Source organism: Paenibacillus sinopodophylli (assembly GCF_005930355.1).
Taxonomy (GTDB): Bacteria; Bacillota; Bacilli; order Paenibacillales; family Paenibacillaceae; genus Pristimantibacillus; species Pristimantibacillus sinopodophylli.
On record NZ_VDBO01000082.1, the window covers coordinates 1 to 291 of the forward strand.

General features: G+C 49.8%; 1 rRNA gene. It reads left to right on the top strand.

The features are described 5' to 3' along the window. Nucleotides 1-76, top strand: a 5S ribosomal RNA gene (gene rrf / locus FGT79_RS32715); the annotation flags it as partial. Nucleotides 77-291: the final 215 nt, after the last annotated feature.

Genomic DNA, 291 nt, shown 5'->3' on the forward strand with positions numbered 1-291 from the left:
GAACACGACCGTTAAGCCCTCCAGCGCCAATGGTACTTAGACCGCAGGGTCTTGGGAGAGTAGGACGTCGCCAAGCAGGTGTTATGTTTACACCTACGCAGCAGCCGAAAGGCTCAGCTGTGATTTACTTTGCACCTTGAAAACTGGATAACGAAAGAAAAAGAATTGCTGAAACATCCTTTAAGTTGCTTTGATTTGTAAGCGAAGGTGAGCGATCACCTGAGCATATGGTTAAGCTAGTAAGAGCGCACGGAGGATGCCTAGGCACCAGGAGCCGAAGAAGGACGTGGC